The following is a 24,678-nucleotide window of genomic DNA, read 5'->3' on the forward strand; positions in this document are numbered from 1 at the left end:
CGAGAGGTGGTCCCATGACCAAGCAGACGATCCTCGGCCGCGTCGCACAGCTGGCGAAGGCGAACATCAATGCCCTGCTGGACCAGGCCGAGGATCCGCAGAAGATGCTCGACCAGCTGATCCGCGACTACAGCAGCAACATCAACGAGGCCGAGCAGGCGGTCGCGACCACCATCGGCAATCTGCGGCTGCTGGAGCAGGACCACCAGGAGGATCTGGAGGCGGCCTCCGAGTGGGGCACCAAGGCGCTGGCCGCCAGCAGAAAAGGCGACGAGCTGCGGGCCGCGGGCTCCGGGGCCGAGGCGGACAAGTTCGACGGGCTCGCCAAGGTCGCCCTGCAGCGGCAGCTCCAGCACGAGCGGGAGGCGAAGGACGCCGAGCCGACGATCGCCACGCAGCGGGAGGTCGTCGACAAACTGAAGTCCGGCCTCGACCAGATGAAGGTCAAGCTGACGCAACTCCAGTCGCAGCGCGATCAGCTGATCGCGCGCGCCAAGACCGCTCAGGCACACAACCAGATGCTGGACGCCGCGAAGAACATCAACGTGCTCGACCCGACCAGCGAGCTGAACCGCTTCGAGGAGAAGGTCCGCCGCGAGGAGGCGAAGGCGCTGGGCAAGCAGGAGCTGGCCGAGTCCTCGCTGGACGCCCAGTTCGAGCAGCTCGACACCATGGGTGACGCGGCGGAGATCGAGGCCCGGCTGGCGGCGCTCAAAGCGCACGCGTGACGGCCGGCGGCGCTCAAGGCGCACGCCTGACCGTTCGCACGCCGACCGTTCAGAACAGGCTCAGCAGTGCCTCCGTCGGATCCGCCGGACCCGAGTCCCCGTCCGGCAGCGGCAGTTCGAACCACACCGTCTTGCCGCGGTGCGTCCGGCGTGAGCCCCACGACGCGCTCAGCAGCCCGACGAGCTGCAGTCCGCGGCCGCCCTCGTCCGTGGCGCGCGCTCTGCGGCGGCGCGGCTGGACAAGTGCGGCGTCCCACACCTCGCACACGAGGGTGCGGTCGAGCAGCAGCCGGAGCCTGATCTCGCCCTCGCCGTAGCGCAGGGCGTTGGTCACGAGCTCGCTGACCAGCAGTTCGGTGGTGTCGACGAGGGGCTCGAGGTCCCAGGACAGCAGCTGGGCGCGGGCGTACTCGCGGGCCCGGCCGACGCTGCGCGGTTCGCGCGGCAGGGTCCAGTCGCCGACGGCGTCCGCGGGCAGGCCCTGGACGCGGGCCATGAGCAGCGCGATGTCGTCCTCGCCGTGGTGGGTGTCGAGGGTGCCGAGGACGTGGTCGCAGACGTCCTCGAGCTCCGGACCGGGATCGGCGAGTGCGCCGAGGAACGCTTGCAGGCCCTCGTCGAGCGGATGGTCGCGGGACTCGACGAGCCCGTCGGTGTAGAGCGCGAGCAGGGCGCCCTCGGGGAGTTCGACCTCGACCTCCTCGAACGGCTCACCGCCGACGCCGAGCGGCATGCCCGGCGGTACGTCGAGCATGAGGGCCGGTTCGCCGGGCTCGACGAGGACCGGCGGGAGGTGGCCGGCGTTGGCGAAGGTGCAGCGGCGGGTGACGGAGTCGTAGACCGCGTACACACAGGTGGCGAGATAGACCTCGGAGAGGTCGGCGTCCTGCGACTGTCTTGCCGCGCGGGTGGCCTGCCGGACGCCGCCCGGGGTGCCGAGGCCGCGGGCGATCTCGTCCAGCTGGGAGAGGACTTCGGCGGGTTCGAGATCGAGCAGCGCCAGGGTCCGTACGGCCGTGCGGAGTTCGCCCATCGCGACGGCCGCGCGCAGGCCGCGGCCCATGACGTCGCCGACGACCAATGCCGTGCGGTGGCCGGGCAGTTCGATGACGTCGAACCAGTCGCCGCCGACCTCGGTGGCGGCGTTGCCGGGCAGATAGCGGCAGGCGATGTCGAGCCCGGACGCCTCGGGGGCCCCGGGCGGGAGGAGGGAGCGCTGCAGGATCAGGGCGCGCTGGTGTTCGCGGCGGTAGAGGCGAGCGTTGTCGATGCAGACGGCGGCGCGCGCCGCGAGTTCGACGGCGAGGGCCCGGTCCCGTTCGGTGAAGGGTTCGCTGCCCTTCGTACGGGAGAACTGGGCGAGGCCGACGACGGTGTCGTGGGCGACCATCGGCACCGCGAGCGTGGACTGGATGAGGCTCCCGTCCTCGGCGGGGACCAGCTTGGGGCGGGCCGTGCGCAGGGCTTCGGCGCAGGGCGAGTTGAAGGGGTAGTGGTGGACGGATCCTGCGGCGACCGGTGCGGGTCCCCCCATGTACGGCGTGTCGGCGACGGCGCTCGCGAAGGCGACGCGGCGCAGCGCGGCGCTGCCGGTCGCGGCCTCCCGCCGCGCCGTCGTGCCCCAGACCCCCGTCGGCGCGTCGTCGCCTTCGAGGAGGCCCTGGTAGAGGTCGACGGAGGCGAGGTCGCAGAAGCCGGGGACGGCGACGTCGAGGAGTTCGCGGGCGGTGGTCTCGAGGTCGAGGGAGTTGCCGATGCGGGCGCCGGCCTCGTTCAGCAGGGCGAGGTTGCGGCGGGCGTGGGCGGCCTCGCGGGCGGCGGCCCGGCGGGCGGTGACGTCGATGCCGAGCCAGGCGACCCCGATCGGCCGGCCCGTTCCGCTGTGCACCCGGTAGAGGTTGACGGACCAGTGGCGTCTCTGCGAGGAGCCGGGGACAGTCCCGGTGATCTGCATGTCCGTGACGGCCTCGCCGGTCTCCAGGACGCGGCGCAGCGTCGCGACGACGCGGTCGGCCTCGGGGCGCTGCAGATAGTCGTGGACGCCTCGTCCGCGGTGGGAGTCGACGTCGCCGCCGAAGACCGAGGCGAACTGTTTGTTGGCGCGCCGGACCCGCAAGTCCGTGTCGATCAGCAGGAACCCGAAGGGAGATTGGCCGAAAATCGCCTGCGAGGCGGCAAGATCCGTCTCGATCCGGCGGAGAGTCCTGACGTCGACGACGATGCAGACGGCGGCCTGTTCGCCGGACTCCGTCTCGGTCGGCATCACATAGACCTCGGCGATCCCGTCCCTGCCGTGGGCGCGGTCCGTACGGGCCGCACTGCCGGCACCGGTGACGACCGCCGCACCGGTCTCGCCTCCCGCACCGCCGGCCTCGCCGATGCCGCTGTCGCGCTCGCCGTCGCCGTCCCGCTGCGTCGGCATCCGGAACGGGACGACGCCCGTCCACTCCCGGCCGTCGAGTATCTCCGCCATCTTGCGGCGACCGCTCTCCCGCAGGTCATCGGGCACGAACGCGTCGATGGGGTCCTTGCCCACGGCGTCCCTGGCCGGCAGGCCGAACAGCTGCTCGGCGCGGCGGCTCCACTGGTCGATCAGACCGTCGGGGCCGATCGAGAACGAGGCGACCTTGATGTAGTCGTAGATCGAACCGGGTGGACTGCTCTGCCATGTCGCGTCGCCCGACGGGTCCTCGGACGCCGTGGCCTTCGCTGGTATCTCGCTCACGCGAACCGTCCCCTCCAGCTCACCGCGTCCGGCACCGGTCACCGGAGGCGGCTGCCCGCAGTATCCAGCACTACGGACCCACACGGCACGGCGTTCACGATCACAGCACGGTCTCGACGGTTTTTGGCCCGTAACGTCCGGACGGGTTTGAACCTGTTCGCACCGTCCGACCAGCCCGAAACGCCCTGACCAGCTCTACTTTCCTCTCACCGTCTTCTCACCGCTGTGGGCGGCGCCTAACCCGGCAGCGGCAGTTCGAACCACACCGTCTTGCCGCGTTCGCCGCGCCGGGTCCCCCACCGGCGTGCCGTGCGCGCCACCAGCTGCAGCCCGCGGCCGCCCTCGTCGTCGAGTGCGACAGGGCGGGTGTGGGGCGGTTCGGGAAGCGGGTCGGAGACCTCGACGAGCAGGGCGCCGATCGGCACGAGCCGCACCAGCCGTACGCCTATGGGGCCGGAGGCGTAACGCAGGGAGTTGGTGACCAGCTCGCTCACCAGCAGGGCGGCGACGTCCCCGAGGGCGTCGAGCCCCCAGTCGGCCAGCCGTTTGCGGACGAGGGCCCGGGCGGTGCGTACGGCGCCGGGCTGCGCAGGGAAGGTCCACTCGGCGCAGTCGCCGTCGGAGTCGTCGCTCACGCCGACCACTTCCAAGACGAGCTGGGGCGACCGGGAGGGGTTTTCGTCCGGTGTCGTGGGGCCGTTCATAGGCGTTCAACAACCCCATACCCGATACGCCGGACGCATCACCACCTGCTCCAGCACATCTAGGAATATCGCGAACATATAGGACATACCAGCCGAAGAGCCCGACAGCTGCGTGCCGCACTTCGGGATGTCGGGTCAGGACGTCGACGGCCGGGCGGCCGCTCGGCGGCGTGTCGCCTCCTTCACGGCGGGGACGTCCGCGTCGAGCCAGGGCACGTCCCAGATCTCGTCGGGGCCGAGCCAGCGCAGGTCGTCATGGTCCTGGAGCGGCTCCGGACGCCCGGAGAGCAGGCGCGCGGTCCACACCTGCAGTGCGTACCCGGGCTTCAGCGGCCATTCGCCGGGCACGCGCGCCACCGCCTCCGCCTCGACGCCCAGTTCCTCGCGCAACTCGCGCACCAGCGCCTGCTCGGGAAGCTCACCCGGCTCGACCTTGCCACCGGGCAGTTCCCACCGGCCGGCGAGTTCGGGGGGCGCACTCCGGCGCGCGGCCAGCAGGCGGCCCCGGTCGTACAGGGCGGCGCCGACCACCACGATCCGTTCGCTCATGCGCCGGAGCCTACGGGAGTCCGCGGTGCGGGCTCACTTGGTCCGGGCCCGAAGCCGGAGGGTGTGGGAGCCGGTGAACGGCACGGTCAGCGCATGCCGTTCTGGCCGTGGTCCGATGTGCCGCTCTGACCGATCCGCTCGACCCAGTAGAGCTGCTTGTGGCCTCGGCCGTCGAGGCTGTCCACGATCTTCTGCGCTTCCGCCCTGGTCGCATACCTGCCGACGCGATAGCGGTTGCCGTTGTCGTCCTGACGTATGACGAGCCATGGGAGTGTCGCCATGCTGTCGTTCATCGCGCCCCTCCTCTGTGCGCCACCGACCCCTGCCCCGCCCCGATCTCTAAGGAAACCGCAATCCGCATATGCCTGAGCCTACGCCCGACCTTCACTCAGCGGATACGGGTTTTCACAAAGAGGTACGCAACAAGTCACGACCAATGGGTGTCGGCGCGTACACCAAAGCATCAGGAAGCGGATAGCTCCCCACAAACGAAAGGGGGCGCATCCTTCCGGATGCGCCCCCTCTGGGGCAGACGCGGCCCGAGGCCTCAGGCGCCGCCAGGTTCCCCGCTCACTTCACCGGCAGGTGATACGCCACCCGGTACCGGTCTGCGGGCACGACGAGGTCGGCCGTCTCGACCGGTCGTCCCGACGCGTAGTACGTCCGCTGGACGACGATGACGACATGGCCGGGGACCCCGCCGAGCGACTGCAGCTCCTCCGCCAGCCCTGGCCGCGCGCCGACCTCCTCCGTCACGTTGTCCACGACCACGTCGATCGCCGCCATGCGCTCGACCACCCCCATGCCGCCGAGGGGACCCTCTTCGGGGAGCATGACCGGCGTGCGCCCCGTGATGGCGATGGGCTCCCAGGACGTGGAGAGCATCATCGCCTCGCCCGCGTCCCTGAGGACGTACTTCGTGCACATCACGCGGTCGCCGGCCTTGACGGCGAGGCGCTCGGCAATCGCGGCGCTCGCCCCCGTCTGCTCGCTGCGGGACTCCCAGGTGCCGCGTGCCGCGGTGTCGGCCTGCTCCTGCCGGAAGGGGCTGGCGCCGCTCGGCGGGCGGAACCCGGAGCGGGCGATACGGCGGGGCACGGGCCGCTCGCGCACATACGTGCCGGATCCGGAGCGGCCCTCGACGAGCCCTTCGGCCATCAGCACCTTGCGGGCCTCCAGCGCGACGGTGTCCGAGACGCCGTACTCCTCGCGGATCCGGGCCTGGGACGGCAAGCGGGTGTGCGGCGGCAGCGAACCGTTGACGATCTTCTTTCGGAGATCACCCGCGACGCGCAGATAGGCAGGCTGCTCACCGAAGGTCACGTGCCACTCCCATCAGATTGACAGACAGCAACAGCCTGGCAACCGTGGGTCGTTGGCCGCAAGCGAGGGCCAAAGATTCACTCGATGTGATGGGCTTGCGTTTACGCAGCACCTTTCCGAGCCGCCTTCGGCGCCCGGCGATCAGGACGAGACTTCCTTGATCGGTGGGCGCTCACACCTCGGTGCCGGTTCCCGAATCGGTCTCACCCGATCCGCCATCGCTCAGCGTCGTATCGAGCCCCAGAGCCTTGCGCACCGCAATCGCCTTCTCGTGGCCGAGGAGCTTGTCCCCCGCCTTGTAGTGCTCGTAGAAGGTGTCCGCGTCGGTGGCGCGCGCGGCCAGGGCCCACTGCGTGCGGGCCGCCTCGACGTCGCGCAGGAGCGCGGCCACCGGCCTCTGCGCCGTGGCGGGCCAGACGTGCGAGCGCAGCCCGCGCGACTCGTCGGTGAGCGCCGACGACACCCGGCCCGCCCATCTCTTGTGGCCGGGCAGATCGTCCTCGATGTACTCCTCGTCGGGTGCCGACGCGTATGCGTCGTCGAGGACGTTGACCGCCTTCAGATAGGCGATCTGGTCGTCGTCGAGGTTGGTCTCGTCGCGGCGCAGCGAGCCCTTCAGCGTGCCGCCCTCGTCCGTGCTGCCGAAGAAGCAGGTGATCTCGCGGTCGCCGAGCCGCCAGCTCTGGCGGGTCGGGGTGAAGTAGTAGACGTCGACGTCGTCGGGCATCGCCCAGGTGTCCATCACATAGGACTCCTCCAGGGCGTAGCACTTCTCGTCGGCGACCTCGGTGATCCTGCTGTCGCCCGGGTACGTTCCGCCGGTCATGCGGAAGGACGCGAACACCTCGGCGTCGTGCTCGCCCGCGCACGGCACCTTGTCCACGTCGTACGCCACGCCCTCGAGCGAGTCGCCCTGCGAGTCGAAGCACTGGCCCTTGTCGACCGAGAAGGCGCCGCCGTTCTCCCCCGCCTCCCGGGCCGCGTCGCGGAAGCCGTCGGCGAATTCGCTCGCGGCGCCCGTGACCAGGAAGACGGCCAGCAGCACCACGCCGAGCGAGGACAGCGTCATCCCGGCGACGGCCATGCCCTTGCCGCGCTCGCCCTTCTTCCGGATCTGCATCAGCGCGACGAGGCCGAGGACCAGGCCGACGGCGGGCAGGAAGCAGAGGATGCCGAGCACGAGGGCGGCGACGGCGAGGCCGTTGAGGGGCGGCCGGGCCGGCGGCAGGACGGGCGCGAAGTACGGCTGGTGCGGCCAGGGCTGGTACGGGGGCGGGGCGCCCATGGGCTGGCCGCCCGCCGGTGGGGAGCCCTGGTACGAGCCGTACGGACCGCTCTGGGCCGGAGGGGCGGCGTACGGATTCTGCGGCGGCTGCTGGGGGCCGCCGGGGCGGGGCGACGGCGGTATGTCCACGAGTTGCTTGCTCCTCGGCCAGAACACTGAGAACAGGAGAACAGGAAGAAGACCGAGCACGTCCAGAACGTGCGTACGACTTGGCGCATCGTAGGGGCAGCGGGCCGCCGGAGCGGAACGCGGGCCCGCGGTGGACGCGGGCTCCGAAGCGGCCGGGTGGTTGCGGGCCGAAAGCCCAGGGGCTCGGATGTCATGACACAAGGTCATGAAACCGCGCAAACTAGCCTGTTGCCATGACGCCATTGCCGGACTCCCGCTGCCCGAGCGACGGCACGCGCGTGCCCTCGGGGTCGCTCGCCTGGTGCTGCCCGCTCTGCCGCGGCCCCCTCGACCTGGACTTCTCCCCCACGCCGGCACCGCTGAAATCGCTGACCGGGCGCGTGAACTCGCTGTGGCGGTACGCCGAGGTGCTGCCGCTGGCCACGCCGTCGGTCTCGCTCGGCGAGGGCCGGACCCCGCTCGTGGCCCTGAAGGACGGCATCTCGGCGAAGCTCGACTACCTGATGCCGACCCTGTCGTTCAAGGACCGCGGCGCCGTCATGCTCGCGCAACTGGCGCTCCAGCTGCGGCCGTCCCGGATCATCTCCGACAGCAGTGGCAACGCGGGCACCGCGATCGCGGCGTACTGCGCCCGCGCCGCGCTGCCCTGCACGGTGTACGTCCCCTTCGGTACGTCACCGAAGAAGCTGGAGCAGATCCGTGCGCACGGCGCGCGCGTGGAGGTCGTCCGCGGCGGGCGTGAGGCGGCGGCGGTGGCGCGCGAGGCGGCCGACGACCCGGACGCGTTCTATGCGAGCCACGCCTACAACCCGTACTTCCTGCACGGCACCAAGACCTACGTCCACGAGCTGTGGGAGGACCTCGGCGGGCGGCTGCCCCAGGTGCTCGTGGTGCCCGTCGGCAACGGCACGCTGCTGCTCGGCGCGGCCCTCGCGGTCGCCGAGCTGTTCGGGGCCGGGCTGCTCGACCGCCGTCCGGCGCTGTTCGCGGTGCAGGCCGAGGCGGTCGCCCCGCTGGCCGCTGCGTGGCGTGCGGGCGCCGACGACCTCGTGGAGGAGACCCCGGCCCGGGACACCCTCGCGGAGGGCATCGCCATTCCGCGTCCGCCGAGGGCGCGGCAGATCCTGCGGGCCGTGCGGGACTCGGGCGGCACGTTCGTCACGGTCACGGACGACCAGATCCGGCACGCACAGCTCGATCTGGCGTCGCGGGGGCTGTACGTGGAGTCGACTGCCGCCGCGTGCTGGGCCGCGGTACGGGACGGGGCGCTCGGGGACCGGACGGCGGTGGTACCGCTGTGCGGGGCGGGGCTGAAGTCGGGGCTCGCGGGGTCGTCCGGCGGCTGAACCTTCCCCAGGCCCCTCATGTCACATGTCAGGCGTCGAAGGCCGTGGCGCGCGTGCGCTGCTCCCAGGCCGCGATGTCGGCGCGCACCTGGTCGAGGTGGCCGAGCACCGCCGAGACGCTGTCATCGCCGAGTGTCAGCCGGAGCGGGGGCTCGTCCGCGTCCAACGCTGCGACGATGAGGGCCGCTGCCTTCGCCGGGTCGCCGGGCTGGGTGCCGTTCCCCTCGGCGACCATGCGCCGTGTCGCGCCGACCGTGGCCGCGTAGTCCTCCAGTTCCGCGCTCATGCCGGCGGTGCCGGCGCGGAAGATCGACGTGCGGAACGCCCCCGGCTCGACGATCAGCACCTTGATGCCGAACTCGCGCACCTCGTCCGCGAGCGCCTCCGACATCCCCTCCAGTGCGAACTTCGTACCGCTGTACGCCGAGAACCCGGCGAAGGACAGCTGCCCGCCCATGCTGCTCATCTGCACGATGGCGCCCGAGCGCCGGGCCCGCATGTGCGGCAGCACGGCGCGCACGAGCGCCGCGGGGCCGAAGACGTGCAGATCGAACAGGTCGCGCAGTTCGCCGTCCGTGGTCTCCTCGAACGCGCCGACGTGGGTGCGGCCCGCGTTGTTGACCAGGACGTCGATGCGTCCGTGACGGGCGAGCACCTCGCGTACGGCCGTCTCGATCCGGTCCGTGTCCGTGACGTCCAGGCGCAGCGCCTCCACCTTGTCGGAGTGTGCCGCGACCAGGTCGTCCAGCGCCTCGGTCCGCCGTGCGGCGCCCACCACCACGTCGCCGCCGGCCACCGCGGCCTCCGCGATCGCGCGCCCGAAGCCGCTGGTCGCGCCCGTGATCAGCCAGACCTTGTGCATGGAATGGATCCCTTCGTCCTGCTCCGCTCTGTGCTCCAGCCTGGCGGGCGATCCCCTGCACGCGCCCAGACACGCCGACACGGAGCGGGTGTTCGACCACACCGGCCCCGCGGCGACTTCTCCGGCAGCGGGCTACCGGATTTCCGGGCGGTCGATGATCCGCAGCCAGGTGCCGTCCGGCTGGCGGCGGGCGACCTGGACGCGGCCGCCGGTGTCGTCGGCCGGACGCGTCGAGGTGAGGGCGAGGTCGCCGTACCGGACCGTGGGCAGCGGTTCCTCCACCGTGAAGTGCGGCCGGTCGGCGAGCAGCTTTTCGAACACGGCCCGGATGGCCTCGCGTCCGACGGTCCCGCTGCCGGGCGGGAAGGCCAACACCGCGTCGGGTTCGTAGAGTTCGGCGAGCCCTTCGGCGTCACCGGCGTTCCCCAGCTCCACGAACAGCCGCGCCAGATCCTCGGGCTGCTGGGCCTTCTCGCGTACGTCACTCATCCCGGTGCCTCCTGTCTCGCTTCTCGGTGCCTCTGTCCACCATGCTGCTCGGGCCCCGATCAGAAGTCCAAGATCTGGATCGTCTGGGAACTAGAATCACTGGTTATGGAACTGCGCCAGCTCGCGTACTTCGTGGCCGTGACCGAGGAGGCGAACTTCACCAGGGCCGCCGCCCGTCTGCATGTCGCCCAGCCGGGAGTGAGCGCCCAGATCCGCCAGTTGGAGACGGAGCTCGGCCAGCCGCTGCTTGACCGCTCGGGACGCACGGTCCGCCTCACGGAGGTGGGCGAGGCGGTGCTTCCGTACGCGCGTGCTGCGCTGGCCGCCGTGGAGGGCGCGCGGCTCGCGGTCGAGGAGCTCACCGGGCTGATGCGCGGGCACGTCTCGGTCGGCATGATGACGTCGCGCGCCGAGCTGGGCCTCCCGGCTCTGCTCGCCGACTTCCAACAGGCCCATCCGGCCGTCGAGATCACGCTCACCGCGGACCACTCGGACCGCCTGCTGGAGGCGCTGCGGGTCGGGCGGCTGGATCTGGCGGTGGTGGGCCTGGCGTCCTCCGAGGCGCCCCCGGGCGTCGCGATCCAGGTCGCCGTGGACGCACGCCTCGTCGCCGCCGTCGGCCACGGCCATCCCTTGGCCGCGAAGACCACGATGCCCGCCGCCGGCCTGAAGGAGCACGCTCTCATCAGCCTCACGCGCGGTACGGGGCTGCGCACCAGCCTGGACCAGGTCTGTGCCGCGGCGGGCTTCCGCCCGCGGATCGCCTTCGAGGCGGGCGACCCGAACCTGCTGGTCGAGCTCGCGGGCCGCGGCCTCGGCGTCGCGATCCTGCCCGATTCACTGGCCGGGGCCCACCCCGGGGAACTGCACACCGTCCGCCTGACCGACCCGGAGCCGCACTCGTACCTGGCCCTGGCTTGGCGTACCGCGGATCAAGGACCCGTCAGTCCGGCGGCCCGGGCGCTCATCCGGCACGCGCGGGAGGCTCTGCGGGCGCCCTGAGGACACCCTTTCAGGCGCCGGGTGGCGGGGCGGTCGAGTTGCGTACGACGAGGTTGGTGGGCACCTGCATGTGCTCCATGAGCAGTTGCTGCCCTTCGATGATGGACAGCAGCGCGCGGGCCGCCTTCTGGCCCATGTCGTGCAGCGGCTGACGCACGGTGGTCAGGCCGGGAAAACTCTGCGCCGCCTGCGGCAGGTCGTCGAAGCCGAGGACCGAGAAGTCGGTGGGCACGTCGAGACCGTGCGAGCGGGCGGCGTCGATGGCGCCGAGCGCCATCAGATCGGCACCCGCGACGATCGCCGTCGGACGGTGCTCGGTGATCAGACGGGAGGCGGTGCGGAAGCCGCAGGCGTAGGAGAAGTCACAGGAGGCGACCAGCCGTTTGTCGACTTCGAGCCCGGCTAGCCGCATCGCGTCCTGGAACCCCTGGAAGCGGATGGACGTGCTTTCGAGGTCCTCCTCGCCGCGGATGTAGGCGATCCGGGTGTGGCCCAGGTCGATCAGGTGCTGCACACCGAGGCGCATCCCGTGGTAGTTGTCGACGCTCAGCCGCGGCAGCGGCACATCCAGGCGCCGCGGATCGATGACCACGCAGGGCAGGTTCCGGCGGCGCAGCGCCTCGACCGTCTCGTCCTCCAGGACGGGCGCGATCATGAGTACACCGTCGACGAGGCCGCGCCCCAGGAACTCGACCCGCTCCTTCTCCCGCGCCGCGTCCTGGTACGTGGCGTTGACGAGCAGTTCCTGCTCGGCGCTGGCCAGCTCGTCCGCCACTCCGCGCAGGATCTCCAGTCCGTACTGGCTGGTCAGATCGAGAGCGATGAGGCCGACGAGGCCGGTACGGCCGGCCTTGAGATTGCGGGCCGAGACGTTCGGCTGGTACCCGAGTCGCGCGGCCACCTCCATGACGCGGCGCCGGGTGTCCTCGGACGCACCGGGCTTGCCGTTCATGACGTTGGACACGGTCATCGCGGAGACGCCGGCCTCCTCGGCCACCTGCGCGATGGTCACCCGCCCTGCCACCACAACTCCTTCTGTCGCCTCACCGGTTGAACCTGATCCGCTGCGTCGCATCGGATCCCGGGCGAGGTACCACCTTGCCAAAGCCCGTGCCCAGCTGCCTCGAAGCCCACCGGGCGAAGCCATCAGGGCTCACTCCGCAACACGCAGGAAACTGTAACGTTAAGGCAGCGGGGCCGTAAAGAGACCTGCCTGCAAGCGGGGCCTGACGCGACAAACCCGGCAGAGGGAGCACCCGCAGCCTGCAGTCGGCGCATACGGACACTCAAAGCGACGGGCCCCATCACGCAAAGTTACGTATAGATGTCCTCTAAGTTTTTCGTTACAGTCCCCGACATCGGCACGTAACGTTCGCCGCAACCCGAGCCGGACCGGCTCCTTTCACGGGTGCTCCACGCTGCACCCGCACAAGAAACGAGCCAACCGCTCGAAACCCCCTTCAGACATGACACGTCGGGCCGTACCGACGATGGGTGAGGTGTGCAATGAAGCGTTCTGGGAGACGTCTCGCGGTCGCCACCACGGTCGCCGCCATGGCGATATCGCTGGCCGCATGCGGCGGAAGCGGGTCGTCCGGTGCCTCCGCCGACGGCAAGGTGACCATCCACGTGGAGGCGTGGAAGGGCGGCGGCGCCGAGCCGGCGAACGTCGCGGAGATCAACAAGGCCTTCGAGAAGGCCCACCCGAACATCAAGGTCGACTTCGAGTACATCACCGCGAACGACACCTACACGCAGAAGCTCCAGCCCGAACTGCTGGGCGGCAAGGCCGGCGACGTCATCATGGTCGACACGGACAAGATGAAGAAGTGGGGCGCCTCCGGCTATCTGGCGGACCTCTCGGGCGAGTCGTGGGTCAGCGGGATCTCCCCGGCCGCCAAGCCGTTCGCGCAGAGCGACGGCAAGACGCTGGCCATGCCGATGGAGCTGATCGGCATCGGCCTGTACGCCAACATGGACCTGCTGAAGAAGGCCGGAATCACCGAGGTTCCCGCCGACTGGCCGACGTTCCTCGCGGACCTGGCCAAGGTCAAGAAGGCCGGCATCACGCCCATCGCGCTGCCCGACAAGTCCGGCTGGACCGGCGGCTCCGTCTTCCAGGCGAGCGCCTCGACCCTCGTGTACCAGAAGAACAAGCAGTGGGACGCCGACTTCCTGGCCGGCAAGGCGTCCTTCGACCCGGACTGGAAGAAGCCGCTCGAGCAGCTCAAGACCCTTGAGGACAAGGGCTTCGTGAACTGGAAGAACGAGCTCGGCGTCGACGAGTGGGCACAGGGCCCGCAGGACTTCAGCGCCGGCAAGAGCGCCTTCTGGTACCAGGGTGCCTGGCAGGTCTCCAACGTCAAGAAGGCCGGCTTCCCGGTCTCCTTCGCGCCCTGGCCGGGCGGTGCCTCCGGCACCAAGCCCAACGCGATGCTCTTCTCCGGCACCATGTGGGGCGTCAACTCCCAGTCGCAGCACGCCGACGCGGCCAAGGAGTACGTGAAGTTCTGGTCGCAGAGCGAGAACCTCGCCAAGTACCTGGCGGCCGAGCACGCCGCCTCCCCGTTCACCGACGGTACGACCCCCGACGCCACGGAGACGACGGCCTTCACCGAGGCCTTCAAGGACGGCCGTTACCGCGTGCTGCCCTCCAACTCCTGGCTCGCCGGGCAGGCGGAGACCGACAGCGGCTCCAAGGTCCAGGCGTTCCTGCTCGGCCAGACGTCCGTCGCGCAGACCCTGAAGGACATCCAGACGGCGGTGTCCGCCAAGTAGTCCGGCCATCCCGGGAACCGCCGCGGTGCGGGTGCGTGCCCTTCCCCGCCCACCCCCACCGCGGCCCACCCGGTCAAGGAGGATCCCCGTGTTCCACCGACGGCGCGCCACCATGGCCGCCTTCCTGCTCCCGGCGATCGCCGTGTACAGCCTCTTCATGCTGTATCCGCTGGCCCGCGGCGTCTATCTGAGCCTGACCGACAGCCTCGGCGGTCCGATCGCCCACTTCGTCGGCATGGACCAGTACCAGGCCATGGCCGACGACCCGAAGGTCACCGCGGCCCTGTGGCACACCGTGCTGTACGCGGTCGTGGTGGTCGTCGTGCAGAACGGCCTCGGCCTGCTCTTCGCATCGATGCTGTTCCGCCGGCCGAAGGTCCGCAAGGTGCTCAACGTGGTGCTGCTGACGCCCACCCTCATCTCACCGGTGATGGCCGCGTTCATCTGGTCGTACCTGTTCGCGCCGAGCGGCGGCCTCAACGCCATGCTGGACGCGGTCGGCCTCGGCGGGCTGCGTCACGTCTGGCTCGGCGACCCGTCCACCGCCCTGTACGCGGTGGCCGCCGTCAACATCTGGATGTTCACCGGCTACTCCTGCGCGATCTTCCTCGCCAGCTATATGAACCTGCCCACCGAACTCCTGGAGGCGGCCGCGCTCGACGGCGCGAGCGGCTGGCGGCGCTTCCGCAACATCGAGTGGCCGCTGCTCGCCCCCGCGCTGACCGTCAACGTGACGCTCAGCCTGATCGGTTCGCTCAAGGTCTTCGAGTTCCCGCTCGTCCTGACCAACGGCGGTCCGGCCGGCGCCACCGACACCCTGACCCTGCTGGTGTACCGCAACATCTTCGGCGGCGGGAAGTTCGCCTTCGGCGTCGCCTTGTCGGTGCTGCTCCTCGTGACCGTGGTCGTCCTGTCCAGCGCGACCAACTCCCTGCTGCGGCTGCGCGAGCGACGCATCTGACGGCCGGCTGACAGGCAACGAGTAGGAAAACGTCGGAACGGACGGATCGCCACCATGACTTCACACATCTCTTCGCCGGAAACCGGGAACCGGCCATCGGACGTCGGGAAGACCGACGCGGACGACCAGCGGTCCCCGGCCCGCCTCCCCCACCCCCGTACGGCCTCCAAGCCGTCCGCAGACCGGCTGCGGCGCGCCGCCGGCGGCCTCGGCACCGTGCTGCTGTGCCTGGGCACGCTGCTGTTCGTCCTGCCGTTCGTCTTCACGATCGTCACCTCGCTGCGCACCGCGTCGGACGTGGCACGCTCCCCGCTGGGCTTCCCCCACTCGCTGACCCTGAAGAACTTCACGACGGCCTTCAGCCAGATCCACTACGGCCCCAGCACGCTCAACACCCTGGTCATCACCGCGCTGTCGTGCGTGAGCATCACCGTGATCGGCTCCCTCGCCGGGTACCCGCTGGCCCGCATCACCCAGGGCTGGTCCACCGCGGTGTACCGGCTGTTCATCCTGGGCACCTCCATCCCCGTCTTCGTCGTGGTGGCGCCCCTGTACCTGCTGATGCGCGACCTGAACCTGCTCGACACCTACGCGGGCGTGGTCTTCATCTACACGGCGCTGAACCTGCCGCTGGCCGTGTTCTTCTACACCAGCTTCATCCGCTCGATCCCGGTCGACCTGGAGGAGGCGGCCGCCATCGACGGCTGCGGCGCCTTCCGGACGTTCTTCGTCGTCATCCTGCCGCTGCTGCGCCCGGTCACCAGCACCCTGCTGACCTTCATCTCCCTGCAGATCTGGAACGACCTGCTGGTTCCGCTGGTCTTCCTGCAGGACCCCGGCAAGCGCACCGTCATGGTGAACGCCTACTCCTTCATCGACCCGCACACGGTGCAGCCCACCACGCTCTTCCCGGCCGCCCTGCTCGGCGTTCTGCCGCTGCTGGTCATCTTCATCTTCTTCCAGCGCCAGGTGGTCGCCGGAATGTCCGCGGGGGCGGTCAAGTCATGACCTCACCGTTCAGGGGCGACCGCCCCGCCGTCCCGGAAGGACCTGCCCCGCTGATGTACGTGGTCTCCTACTTCACCGACACCGACGAGGCGCTGCACCTGGCGTACAGCCACGACGGTCACGAGTTCGTGATGGTGAACGGCGGTCGGCCCGTTCTGCGGGGCACGGTCGGCACCGGAAGACTGCGCGACCCGTTCATCGGCACCGGCCCCGACGGCCTCTTCCATCTGCTGGCCACCGACGGCTGGACGAGCCCCTGCATCGTCCACGCGACCTCCGCCGACCTGCTCACCTGGTCGGCTCAGGAACTCGTCCCGGTCATGGCCGGTGTGGAGGGAGCCCACAACGCCTGGGCGCCGGAGTTCTTCCTGGACCGCAGCACCGGGCTGTACCACCTCATCTGGTCGTCGGTCGTCGAAGCCGGAAGCACGGCCGAGGGCCGCGACTACGAGCATGTCGGCCAGGACCACCGCATCTGGCACTGCACCACCGAGGACTTCAAGGCCTTCTCGGCCCCCGGTCTCTTCTTCGACCCCGGTCACTCGGTCATCGACGCGACCGTGCGGGAGCTGGACGGCGGGGGCTTCCTCATGGCCTTCAAGGACGAACGCGGCACCAACGACCTCTCCACCGCGCACAAGGACATCCATCTGACCACGTTCGACACCCCCGGCGGTCCGTACAGCTCCCCGAAAGGACCGGTCACTCCCCCAGTGGTGGAAGGACCGTCGGTCTTCCGCCGCGGCGACGAACTGATCATGATCTTCGACCACTTCCTCGAAGGGAGATACGGAGCGGCCCGCAGCGACGACGGGCTGCACTGGGAGCCCGTCTCGCTGGCCCTGCCGCCGGGCATGCGGCACGCCTCCGTACTCGAGACATCCCTCCCGACGTCCCTCCCACCACGGTGAAGCGACCGCCCGGCGGACGCGCCGCACAGCGCGTCCGCCGGGCGGCGTGTGCTCCGGACCACCCCCGGTGCACGAAGATCCGCGTCGCAGCCGCGACGCGGTGGACACATCCACCCCCACCAAGGAGCGTCGCAATGAAGCGTCGCAGATCCACCCGTCCGGGTCTTCGGACGTCACGGGTCCTGACTCTGCTCGCCGCGCTGGCGGGCTCACTCCTGGTCCCGGCCCAAGCCGCCATGGCCGCGAACAGCACCTACTACGTGAACTGCGCGGCCTCCAGCAACGGCAACGGCACCCAGGGCAGCCCCTGGAACTCTGTCACCAGCGTCAACAACACGACCTTCGGCGCCGGCGACAGCATCCTGTTCGCCGCCGGCACGACCTGCACGGGCCAGCTCACCCCGCAGGGCTCCGGCGCGTCCGGCAGCCCCGTCACCATGGGCTCGTACGGCACCGGCGCCAAGCCGGTCATCAACGCGAACGGCGCCACCGGCCCCGTCATCCACCTGCTCAACCAGCAGTACTGGGAGATCGGCGGCCTGGAGCTCACCAACTCCGCGGCCTCCCCCGACTACCGCTCCGGCGTGCTGGCCGAGAACAGCTCCGGCGGCATCCTGCACCACATCCGGGTGCACGACATGTACATCCACAACATCAGCGGCTACGGCGGCGGCTGGTACTCCACCAACGCCGGTGTGGGCGTCCAGACGGACCACACCACGCCCGTCTCCACCTGGGACGACGTGGTGGTCGAGAACAACACCTTCGACCACGTCGACCGCATCGCCGTCGCCGTCACCCCCGACGGGGACGGCCAGGGCACGGGCCTGACCACCGGCACGGTCATCCGCAACAACACCATGACCTACGACGGCGCCGACGACATCCTCGTCGTCAAGAACGACGGCGCACTGATCGACGGCAACAAGGCGGGCTACGGCGGCGCCAAGAACACCTGCCCGCCGTCCGGCCAGTACTGCAACGGCGCCTCGGCCGGCATCTGGATGTCGGGCAGCTCCAACACCGTGGTCCAGAACAACGAGGTCTACTGCCACATCAACGGCGCCGACGGCACCGGCTACGACGTCGACTGGGGCAACCACAACACCACGTTCCAGTACAACTACAGCCACCAGAACCTCGGCGGCTTCATACTGGTGATGCCGCCCTTCTCCATCGCCAACGAGCCGACCTCGACCGTCCCCAGCGACGGCACGGTGATCCGCTACAACATCAGCGAGAACGACGGCACCAACGCCGGCTGCCCCGCCTCGGGCACCCCGACCCACGGCACGGGCGTCTTCCACTTCGTCGGCAACATCCCGAACCAGAGCGGCAGTTCGGTCGCCGTCCCGCTGATCTACAACAACAGCATCTACGTCAACAAGAGCGGCCTGAACACCCCGATCCTGTACTCGCGCCGGGGCTCGAGCGTCACCGGAACCCTCTCCTTCCGCAACAACGCGGTGTTCAACTACGGCACCGGCGGCTACTTCACCACCAGCGCCGGGTCGGTCTACTCCAACAACCTCTTCTACGGCACCCACCCGTCCTCCGAGCCGGCCGACTCGGCCAAGGTCGTCACCGACCCCGAGTTCCGCAACCCGGGCAACGCGGACGGCTCCTCCTCGTACACCGGCAAGGACGCCTACCAGGTCCACCCGTCATCGCCGGTGATCCGCGCCGGGACGGTCATCAGCGACAACGGCGGCAAGGACGCCTTCGGCAACACCGTCTCCGCCACCGCGGCGCCCAACATCGGCGCCTACAACGGCACCGGCGGCAACCTCGTCAGCAACGCCGGATTCGAGACCGGCTCGATGAGCCCCTGGGTCAACAGCGGCGCGGCCCCGTCCGTGACCGCCTCGAACGCCCGCACCGGAAGCTACGCGCTGACGACCCAGGCGAGCGGCAGCGGCGCCAACCAGACCCTGACCGGACTGAGCCCCAACACCACCTACCTGCTCACCGGCTGGGCCAAGGTCGCCAACGCGGGCGAAACCCTCGCCATCGGCGTCAAGAACTACGGCGGCACGGAAACGTTCACCAACGTGGCGACGTCGTCGTACTCCCAGGCAGCGGTCCTCTTCACCACCGGTTCCACCAACACCGCCGCCACCGTCTACTGCTGGAAGAACACGGGCGGCTCGGGCGCCGGCTACTGCGACGACCTCGCGGTGGAGGCCCTGTCGTCCGCCACCAACGGGATCACCAACCCGGGCTTCGAGACCGGCGCCCTGACCCCCTGGGGCCAGAGCACAGGCACGGCGTCCAGCGTCGTCGCCTCGAACGCCCGCAGCGGCACCTACTCCCTCCAGACCGGCGTCAGCGCCAGCGGCGCCATCCAGACGGCGAGCGGTCTGACCTCCAGCGGCACCTATCTGCTGGCCGGCTGGGGCAAGGTCGCCACCGCCGGTGAGGAGGTGGCGATCGGCGTGAAGAGCTTCGGCGGTACGGAGACGTACCTGCGGACCTCGACGACGTCCTACGCCCAGCAGCCGATCTTCTTCACCACGGGTGCGTCCACCACCTCGGCCGGCGTCTACTGCTACAAGAACGCGGGCTCGGCGGCCGGTTACTGCGACGACTACACCCTGATCAAACTCTCCTGAAAAAACGCCCCGCAGTGCGGGGATACAGAACCGCCCGGCCGACCGCGTGTCATGCACGCGATCGACCGGGCGGGCGTCGATGAGGCGCTTGTCAGACGTTCGAGCGGAACATCGACGGCTCGGCTGTCACCTGCGCAAACACGCCCCGGATGGCCGGGATCCAGCGTGGAGCCAGCAACCGGGGGAAAGCCCCGTCGCGCGCGGGGATCCTCGCCCATCCGGCGTTCCCCTTCACTCGGGCCAGAGCCGGGCCGGTGCACCCATGATGGGCTGGGGTCGTGGCCCGCCGTCGCTGGCGTCCCGAGCCGCGTGCACCCTTGCACAGCCCGGCCGCTTCCCCGGCTACTGCCAAGCACGGACCAGATCCTCCGGCCCCCAGTGCGCCGAGAGGGGCAGGCCGTCCTCGATGCCGCAACGGGATACGGCGACAAGTGGGGTGTCCGGTTCGGCGCCGGGCACCGTGAGGACGTCTCTGGCCAGGGCGTCGTATTCACGTCGGCCGAACGGCTGGTTTTCCAGCCACTTGACCGAGCCGATGAAATGTACTGCGCTCGCTACGGGTTCGCGGTCGGCGCCGACCAGGTCGATCTCGGGGTTGTTCTGCCGGTTCCACCAGCCGCCGACCGCCTCGGTCTGAGGCCACCGCTCATCAGGGAACAACCGCAACAGCGACTCGCGGATGACCGGCTCGACCGCGCGTCCCCGCCAGGTCGTCCAGGACCGCTCGATCCGCTCCAGGGCCAGATCGCCGCGGCCACGCTCGATGAGCGGGAGCCCTCGCTGCAGGAAGGCCAGCCAGAACCTCAGATACGGATCGGCGATGCGGTAGCGCTTGTTCTTGGTGTCGGCCTTGGTGGACAGCGGCAGGTCTGCGGCAAGGGCACGCTTGGCCTGCAAGGTGTTCAGTAGTGGAGAGAGCGTTCCGGAGGGCAGCGCGCCGGCGCCCCCGGCCTGTGCGGCGATGGTGGAGAAGGTCCGCTCGCCGCTGCCCACCGCCTCCAGGACCGCCCGCGAGTGGGATGCCTCGGGGAACTCTCCCAGCAGCGACAGCTCACCTGCCACCAGAAGCGGCGACAGCGGGTTGGCCACCGCCTCGCGCAGGAACTCCGCTCGGCTCATCCCTGGCCGCCACGACTGGACGATCTCCGGGAAGCCCCCGGTGATCAGTAGCGCATCCACTGCGTCCGCCGCGTCCAGACCGGTCATCGCCTGCACATCGGCCAGATGCAGCGGCTGTACGGTCATCTTCGCCGCCCGGCCGAAGAACGGACGCCCGTAGGACTGCAACGCCTCCATCACCGACATGTCGCTGCCCACCAGAACGAGCAGAACCGGCTTCGCGGACAGGTGGCGGTCCCAGACCGTCTGCAGCGCCCCCTCGAACTCTGCGTCCTGCTCCACCAGCCACGGCACCTCATCGATCACCACCATGCTCGGGGCATCATCCGGGAGCGCGACGGCCAGGGAGCGCAGTGCCTGGTTCCAGTCGGCGGCCTGCAGCCCGGCCACCAGCTCCGCCCCGGCCAGGGCGGACTGCGCGAGGGCCGCGGTGAAGTCCGCCCGCTCGGCCACGGCATTGCGGCCCCGGGTCGCCTGGAACACGACATACGGAAGCCCGGACCGGTCACAGAACTCCTGGACCAGGCGAGACTTCCCCACCCGACGCCGTCCCGTCATGATCACGGCCCGCCCACGGGTAGCACCAGCGCCCTCGACCACCAGGGTCAGTTGCCGAGCCAGCAGGTCCAGGTCGGCCGCCCTGCCCTTGAACTCCATCTGCAACCCGCCTTCGGTTCACGGCAAAACATAGGCTGGATGTTACGTAGATTGAATCTTACCTAGATGCTAGCTCGCTTCCGTGCGGACAAGCGACAAAGGACAGACGAGCCGGCGCCCCCGAGACGCCCACTCGACTCCCTGGTCGGCGACCCCCACAAGCCCCGCAGCCCACTTGCGGCACGCTGAAGTCATGAGCAGGTATGCCGCCGCGAAGATCTACGCACTGCCGGAGTCGCTCGACGAACCGGTCGGGGCGACAGCCGGCTCCGTGGTGCTGCCGCGGCACCTGGACTGGGGGCCGCACTACGAGTACGACCTCGGCGACCACGCGGACCTGCTCCTCATGTACGAACGGTCATAAGAGAGGCACAGTCCCCCGACGACCTGCGCCCCGATCTGAACGAAGACCTCCTGCGACGGCAATGGCAGGACCTGTTCCTCCCGGTCCCCGCCCGCGCGGCCTGAGAAGCGCCTGCCATGAAGTAACAGGGAAGAAGCAGCCTCAGATTGACAGAGGGTTCAATCAATCTCGCCATAGACCAAGATGCACAGCAGCCCCACGATGAAAGCCAACCGGCAGGCGGCAGGCAGTACCCACGATGCACCTCGGCAAGGAGGACCGGCGGTACCTTCCGGCGACCCCCAGCAGGACCGTCAACGAGCCCTCATCCCGCCGAAACAGACCGCAGGGCCACCGATCACTACGGCTCGCGACCCGGCCTCACACCCAGGCTGATCAACCCACCACATGAAGCCGCGCGGGCCGAGGCAGTCGGTAGGTCGGGATGCGTTGCTGCACCGATATACAGTCGGCCCCAGCCGCCACTGGCTCGTAGGCCGCCCAACCTGCGGGAAAGACGCGAGCCAGGGTGTCGCATCCAAGGACGCCCCCGGAAACGACACCCGGAACGACCACCGGAACGACGGGGCAAACGACAGCGGTTCCGTCCCATGGCAGTGGCTCAAAGGAATGTGTCGTCCTGCTCAACGCGCTGAGCAAACTGAAGTGCGGGCCTGCTCGCCCGTACCTCCAGAACACCACCGCCCGCGCCCTTCACGACCGCGCCCGCGCACTAGTGCCACTACCCCTGGCCGGCTGACCATGGAACCTGCTTCAGGCCCGATCTCCGCCTTCACGCCACCTTGACTGCGTGCGGGCCGATGGACACAGTCACGTCGACACGGCCGCCAAGGGCAGCCGCGTAGGCCCGCAGCGTCTCGAGTTCCATCGCCTCGATGTCGCCGTTCTCGATCTGCGAGATGCGGGACTGCGACACCCCGACCAGCGCAGCGACCTCCGCCTGCGTCTTGCCGACGAGCTTGCGCAGTTCCCGCAGGTGGTAGCCGGCGACCTGAGCGTCGAGCTGCGCGTCGGCGCGCTCACGCAGTTCCGGATCGTCCATCCGCGGATTGCGGCGGTGCGCCTCCGCCTTCACGTCCTGCCAACGACGTGCCGGGCTCATCGCGCGTCTCCCTTCGTCTGCCGCTCCTGCTGCGCGCTCTTCTCCTCGCGATAAGCCGCGTAGCGCTTCTCGGCCAGCGGAATGGCCTCGTCGTACCACTGCGACCACCGGCCGGCCTTGTCTCCCGCCACCAGGAAAATCGCTTCCCGATCAGGATCGAACACGAACAGGAGGCGCAGCTCCGTGCGTCCCCTCGACCCCGGCCGTAACTCCTTCAGGTTCGCCAGGCTGCTCCCGCACAGCGTATCGACCAACGGCCTGCCCAACGCGGGCCCCACCATCGCCAGACGATCGATCGCTCGCTCGCTCGACCAGCACAGCGGTCTCCGGTTCGGCGTCGCACAGCTCCAGGAACCAGTCGTTCACCGGCTCCAAGAGCACGATCTCCCATGCCACCCCACAAATATAACTCAGAGCTCATATTCCTGCCCCTCGACGCGTTGCGTCAGTCAGCGCACACCTGCCCGGTCGCCACCGAACGACGACGGCCGCACAACAGCCACTACACAGCGCCGAACTGTGGCCATTGCCCAGCCCCGACCCGGGGGCGGCGCAACGGCCTGGCGGCTACGGATTCCGTGACCGACGCCCCGCAGATCCCCCAAGCGCGCCGTGGTTCCGATCCAGCGTCGTTCCAGCAGCAGTACGGATGACCAGGGACGACGACAAGTGACGAGACGTCAGGAAAACCAGCACGGATCCAGCAACGGGTACGCGAACGGGGCCGACCCCGAATGGGATCGACCCCGCCTGACCTGCTCGTTTGCTAGATCGCCGCAACGACGCTATGGCGGCGACTAAACGTTGAAGCGGAACTCCACCACGTCCCCGTCCCGCATCACATAGTCCTTGCCCTCCATGCGGGCCTTGCCGGCCGCGCGGGCGTCGTGGACCGAGCCGCACTCGACCAGGTCCTCGAAGGAGATGACCTCGGCCTTGATGAAGCCCTTCTGGAAGTCGGTGTGGATGACGCCGGCCGCCTCGGGGGCCGTGGCGCCCTTCTTGATCGTCCAGGCGCGGGACTCCTTGGGGCCCGCGGTCAGGTACGTCTGCAGGCCCAGCGTGTTGAAGCCGACGCGGGCCAGCGTGGCGAGGCCGGGCTCGTCCTGGCCGACGGACTGGAGGAGCTCGAGGGCCTCGTCCTCGTCGAGCTCGGCGAGGTCCGCCTCCAGTTTCGCGTTGAGGAAGATCGCCTCGGCCGGGGCGACGAGGGAGCGCTGCTCCGCCTTGAAGGCGTCGTCGATCAGCTCTTCCTCGTCGACGTTGAAGACGTAGAGGAAGGGCTTGGCGGTGAGCAGGTGCAGGTCATGGAGGAGGTCCTCGTTGGCCTCGCCCTGCTTGATGCCGGCCGCGAACAGGGTGCGGCCGCCCTCCAGGATCTCCTTGGCCTCCTCGACCGCCTTGACCTTCGGCTGGATGTCCTTCTTGATGCGCGACTCCTTCTGGAGGCGCGGCAGGACCTTCTCGATGGTCTGCAGGTCGGCCAGGATCAGCTCGGTGTTGATCGTCTCGATGTCGCCCTTCGGCGAGACCTTGCCGTCCACGTGGACGACGTTCTCGTCCTTGAAGGCGCGGATGACCTGGCAGATCGCGTCGGACTCGCGGATGTTCGCGAGGAACTTGTTGCCCAGGCCCTCGCCCTCGCTGGCGCCGCGCACGATGCCGGCGATGTCGACGAAGTCGACCGTGGCGGGCAGGGTGCGCTGCGAGGAGAAGATTTCGGCCAGCTTGGTGAGGCGGGCGTCCGGGACACCGACCACGCCGACGTTGGGCTCGATCGTGGCGAACGGGTAGTTGGCCGCCAGCACGTCGTTCTTGGTCAGGGCGTTGAACAGGGTCGACTTGCCGACATTCGGCAGGCCGACGATTCCGATCGTGAGCGACACGTTGCGACTTCCCGTACGTGAGACGTGAGGGCTGGGTGGACGGCGCGCCCTGAGCAGCGGGCGGGCCGATCCACCAGTCTACGGCGTGCGGGGGCCGGGCCCCTCGCCGTCCCGGACCCGCCCCGGATCCGCCCCCGG

At 69.5% G+C, this 24,678-nt stretch carries 22 protein-coding genes; 9 read left to right on the top strand and 13 right to left on the bottom strand.

Features of this window, described 5'->3' with window-relative positions; genetic code table 11:
• Positions 1-14 precede the first annotated feature (14 nt).
• On the top strand, positions 15-728 hold the full coding sequence (locus ACWD4J_RS05450) for a PspA/IM30 family protein (protein WP_451393965.1): 714 nt from the start codon (positions 15-17) through the stop codon (positions 726-728).
• A 49-nt stretch (positions 729-777) separates the two neighbouring features.
• On the opposite strand, the gene ACWD4J_RS05455 is transcribed toward ACWD4J_RS05450, so the two are convergent.
• The 6 genes from ACWD4J_RS05455 to ACWD4J_RS05480 all read right to left on the bottom strand — a co-directional run bounded on the left by ACWD4J_RS05455 (position 778) and on the right by ACWD4J_RS05480 (position 7,443).
• Positions 778-3,453: a SpoIIE family protein phosphatase gene (locus ACWD4J_RS05455; protein ID WP_451393966.1), complete on the bottom strand. Its 2,676-nt coding sequence runs from the start codon at positions 3,451-3,453 to the stop codon at positions 778-780.
• Positions 3,454-3,689: 236 nt separating this feature from the next.
• Positions 3,690-4,097, bottom strand: a complete 408-nt coding sequence (locus ACWD4J_RS05460; protein ID WP_451394026.1) for an ATP-binding protein — start codon at positions 4,095-4,097, stop codon at positions 3,690-3,692.
• Positions 4,098-4,292: 195 nt separating this feature from the next.
• On the bottom strand, positions 4,293-4,706 hold the full coding sequence (locus ACWD4J_RS05465; RefSeq protein ID WP_451393967.1) for a (deoxy)nucleoside triphosphate pyrophosphohydrolase: 414 nt from the start codon (positions 4,704-4,706) through the stop codon (positions 4,293-4,295).
• An 86-nt stretch (positions 4,707-4,792) separates the two neighbouring features.
• Positions 4,793-4,999: an SPOR domain-containing protein gene (locus ACWD4J_RS05470; RefSeq protein ID WP_451393968.1), complete on the bottom strand. Its 207-nt coding sequence runs from the start codon at positions 4,997-4,999 to the stop codon at positions 4,793-4,795.
• Positions 5,000-5,276: 277 nt separating this feature from the next.
• Entirely contained in the window at positions 5,277-6,029 is a 753-nt protein-coding gene (locus ACWD4J_RS05475) for a GntR family transcriptional regulator (RefSeq protein ID WP_451393969.1), read from the bottom strand.
• A 172-nt stretch (positions 6,030-6,201) separates the two neighbouring features.
• Positions 6,202-7,443 carry a DUF4190 domain-containing protein gene (locus ACWD4J_RS05480; RefSeq protein WP_451393970.1) on the bottom strand — a complete coding sequence of 414 codons (1,242 nt, stop codon included), beginning with the start codon at positions 7,441-7,443 and terminating at the stop codon, positions 6,202-6,204.
• A gap of 233 nt (positions 7,444-7,676) precedes the next feature.
• Between ACWD4J_RS05480 and ACWD4J_RS05485 the strand changes: the two genes are divergently transcribed.
• Positions 7,677-8,789 (top strand): pyridoxal-phosphate dependent enzyme, encoded by a 1,113-nt coding sequence (locus ACWD4J_RS05485; protein ID WP_451393971.1) that lies wholly within the window; start codon positions 7,677-7,679, stop codon positions 8,787-8,789.
• A 28-nt stretch (positions 8,790-8,817) separates the two neighbouring features.
• On the opposite strand, the gene ACWD4J_RS05490 is transcribed toward ACWD4J_RS05485, so the two are convergent.
• Together ACWD4J_RS05490 and ACWD4J_RS05495 are read right to left on the bottom strand one after the other, a co-directional pair.
• Positions 8,818-9,651 (bottom strand): oxidoreductase, encoded by an 834-nt coding sequence (locus ACWD4J_RS05490; RefSeq protein WP_451393972.1) that lies wholly within the window; start codon positions 9,649-9,651, stop codon positions 8,818-8,820.
• Positions 9,652-9,783: 132 nt separating this feature from the next.
• Entirely contained in the window at positions 9,784-10,140 is a 357-nt protein-coding gene (locus ACWD4J_RS05495) for a YybH family protein (protein WP_451393973.1), read from the bottom strand.
• Between the two features lie 105 nt (positions 10,141-10,245).
• Here ACWD4J_RS05495 and ACWD4J_RS05500 point away from each other — a divergent pair, with 105 nt between their 5' ends.
• Positions 10,246-11,142 (top strand): LysR family transcriptional regulator, encoded by an 897-nt coding sequence (locus tag ACWD4J_RS05500; RefSeq protein ID WP_451393974.1) that lies wholly within the window; start codon positions 10,246-10,248, stop codon positions 11,140-11,142.
• Positions 11,143-11,152: 10 nt separating this feature from the next.
• Here ACWD4J_RS05500 and ACWD4J_RS05505 read toward each other — a convergent pair whose 3' ends face one another.
• Positions 11,153-12,166, bottom strand: coding sequence for a LacI family DNA-binding transcriptional regulator (locus ACWD4J_RS05505; RefSeq protein WP_451393975.1), 1,014 nt, complete (start codon positions 12,164-12,166; stop codon positions 11,153-11,155).
• Positions 12,167-12,648: 482 nt separating this feature from the next.
• Between ACWD4J_RS05505 and ACWD4J_RS05510 the strand changes: the two genes are divergently transcribed.
• The 5 genes from ACWD4J_RS05510 (at position 12,649) to ACWD4J_RS05530 (ending at position 19,412) form a co-directional block, all read left to right on the top strand.
• Positions 12,649-13,920, top strand: coding sequence for an ABC transporter substrate-binding protein (locus tag ACWD4J_RS05510; protein WP_451393976.1), 1,272 nt, complete (start codon positions 12,649-12,651; stop codon positions 13,918-13,920).
• Between the two features lie 88 nt (positions 13,921-14,008).
• Positions 14,009-14,881: a carbohydrate ABC transporter permease gene (locus ACWD4J_RS05515; protein WP_451393977.1), complete on the top strand. Its 873-nt coding sequence runs from the start codon at positions 14,009-14,011 to the stop codon at positions 14,879-14,881.
• 54 nt (positions 14,882-14,935) lie between these two features.
• Positions 14,936-15,889: a carbohydrate ABC transporter permease gene (locus tag ACWD4J_RS05520; RefSeq protein ID WP_451393978.1), complete on the top strand. Its 954-nt coding sequence runs from the start codon at positions 14,936-14,938 to the stop codon at positions 15,887-15,889.
• Positions 15,886-16,800 carry a glycoside hydrolase family 43 protein gene (locus ACWD4J_RS05525; protein WP_451393979.1) on the top strand — a complete coding sequence of 305 codons (915 nt, stop codon included), beginning with the start codon at positions 15,886-15,888 and terminating at the stop codon, positions 16,798-16,800. The genes ACWD4J_RS05520 and ACWD4J_RS05525 overlap by 4 nt, the downstream gene beginning before the upstream one ends.
• A 134-nt stretch (positions 16,801-16,934) precedes the next feature.
• Entirely contained in the window at positions 16,935-19,412 is a 2,478-nt protein-coding gene (locus tag ACWD4J_RS05530) for a carbohydrate binding domain-containing protein (protein WP_451393980.1), read from the top strand.
• A gap of 342 nt (positions 19,413-19,754) precedes the next feature.
• Here ACWD4J_RS05530 and ACWD4J_RS05535 read toward each other — a convergent pair whose 3' ends face one another.
• The gene (locus tag ACWD4J_RS05535; RefSeq protein WP_451393981.1) at positions 19,755-21,188 is read right to left on the bottom strand and encodes an ATP-binding protein; all 1,434 of its coding nucleotides are present in this window, start codon (positions 21,186-21,188) and stop codon (positions 19,755-19,757) included.
• Between the two features lie 193 nt (positions 21,189-21,381).
• Here ACWD4J_RS05535 and ACWD4J_RS05540 point away from each other — a divergent pair, with 193 nt between their 5' ends.
• Positions 21,382-21,552, top strand: a complete 171-nt coding sequence (locus ACWD4J_RS05540; protein ID WP_451393982.1) for a hypothetical protein — start codon at positions 21,382-21,384, stop codon at positions 21,550-21,552.
• A 772-nt stretch (positions 21,553-22,324) separates the two neighbouring features.
• On the opposite strand, the gene ACWD4J_RS05545 is transcribed toward ACWD4J_RS05540, so the two are convergent.
• The 3 genes from ACWD4J_RS05545 to ychF all read right to left on the bottom strand — a co-directional run bounded on the left by ACWD4J_RS05545 (position 22,325) and on the right by ychF (position 24,540).
• The gene (locus ACWD4J_RS05545) at positions 22,325-22,654 is read right to left on the bottom strand and encodes a helix-turn-helix domain-containing protein (RefSeq protein WP_451393983.1); all 330 of its coding nucleotides are present in this window, start codon (positions 22,652-22,654) and stop codon (positions 22,325-22,327) included.
• Positions 22,651-22,935 (bottom strand): type II toxin-antitoxin system RelE/ParE family toxin, encoded by a 285-nt coding sequence (locus ACWD4J_RS05550; protein ID WP_451393984.1) that lies wholly within the window; start codon positions 22,933-22,935, stop codon positions 22,651-22,653. The genes ACWD4J_RS05545 and ACWD4J_RS05550 overlap by 4 nt, the downstream gene beginning before the upstream one ends.
• Before the next feature lie 516 nt (positions 22,936-23,451).
• Positions 23,452-24,540 (bottom strand): redox-regulated ATPase YchF, encoded by a 1,089-nt coding sequence (gene ychF, locus ACWD4J_RS05555; RefSeq protein ID WP_451393985.1) that lies wholly within the window; start codon positions 24,538-24,540, stop codon positions 23,452-23,454.
• Positions 24,541-24,678: the final 138 nt, after the last annotated feature.

Source organism: Streptomyces sp. NPDC002577 (assembly GCF_053594815.1).